Origin of the sequence: Actinoplanes sp. NPDC048791 (assembly GCF_040650095.1) — a bacterium.
Classification (GTDB): domain Bacteria; phylum Actinomycetota; class Actinomycetes; order Mycobacteriales; family Micromonosporaceae; genus Actinoplanes.
Genome location: NZ_JBEZGQ010001527.1, coordinates 1 through 1,484, shown reverse-complemented (window position 1 = coordinate 1,484; position 1,484 = coordinate 1). Strand labels below are relative to the sequence as shown.

Sequence of the window (1,484 nt, the reverse complement as noted above, 5' to 3'; positions counted from 1 at the left end):
GCCACCAGTTGGCCGGGCCCAGCGCCGCCACCAGTGCCGGGGCCAGCACCCCTCGGACGATCGTCGCGTCGATCACGATGCCCAGGGCCAGGGCTGTGGCCAGGATCTTCACCTCTGTCGTGGGGACCTGGGCCAGGGAGATGAAGGCCAGGAACAGGATCAGCGCCGCCGAGGTGACCAGGCGGCCGGTGCGGGCCACGCCGTGCACGGTTGCGGCGTCGGTGTCGTGGCCCTGGTCGTATTCCTCGCGGATGCGGGCCAGCAGGAACACCTCGTAGTCCATCGACAGGCCGAACAGGAACGCGAACACCGCGATCGGGATCCACACGGTGATCGCGCCCGAGGCGGTGCGGTCGAACAGCAGCTCGGTCAGGTGGCCGTCCTGCCAGATCCAGACCGTGATCCCGTACGCGGCCCCGAGCGAGATCACGTTCAGCAGCAGCGCCTTGAGCGGGAGCACCACCGAGCGCAGCGCCCGCAGCAACAGCAGGAACGTGACCACCACGATGGCCAGCACCACCCACCACGCGTTGCCGTAGACCGCGTCGATGAAGTCCGCGTCCTGCGCCGGCGTGCCGCCCACCCGCGCACCCGCCCGCTCGGCCGCCTCCCGGACCGTGGCGGCAGCGTCCGCGCCCTCCGCGGAGGAACTGTCCGCGCGGGTCCACACGTCCACCACCGACAGGCCGTCGCGGGTCCACGCTGCCGGTGTCACCACGGCGGCCACCCCGTCGATGTCCTGCACCGCGGTGCGCACCCGGGCCGGGTCCGGGGTCAGGATCTCGATCGGTGTGGTGAGGCCCGAGCCGATGCCGGAGGCGTCGAGCCGGGTGACCGCGGCCGCCGCCGTGCCGCCCTGTGAGGCCAGCGACTCGTTGGTCGGCCGGCCCAGCCGCAGCCCGAGCACCGGCGCGGCCAGCACCAGCAGGGCGAGCGTGGCGAGGGCGATCGACAACCAGCGGTGCCGGACCACCGCCGCGCCGATCCGCCGCCACAGCCGGCTCTCCGGGTCGGTCGAGCGGCGGTGTGGCCAGTCCAGGCGGGGGCCGATGACCAGCAGCAACGCCGGCAGCAGGGTGAGCGCGGCCAGCACGCTGACCACGGGGATGAGCAGGCCGGTGAAGCCGACGCTGCGCAGGAACGGCACCGGCAACGCGATCAGCGCCGCGAGGCTGACGGCGACGGTCACCCCGGAGAAGAACACCGACCGGCCCGCCGTGCCCATCGCCCGGATGACCGCGTCGGCGTTGCTGTGGCCGTGACCGCGCTCCTCGCGCCAGCGGGTGACGATCAGCAGCGCGTAGTCGATGGCCACGCCCAGGCCGATCAGCGCCAGCAGGTACTGCACGATGAAGGACACGTCAGTGACCCCGGTGATGCCCCAGACGATCAGGAACGTGGTCAGGATCGAGGCGGCGGCGATCAGCAGCGGCATCAGCGCCAGCACCGAGCCGAAGACCAGCAGCAGCACGAGCAGCGCGCCG

At 72.4% G+C, this 1,484-nt stretch carries 1 protein-coding gene; it reads right to left on the bottom strand.

Going from position 1 to position 1,484, the window contains the following annotated elements:
• Window positions 1-1,484: MMPL family transporter (locus AB0C29_RS48120; protein WP_360835033.1), on the bottom strand; the 1,484-nt coding region annotated here is incomplete at both ends.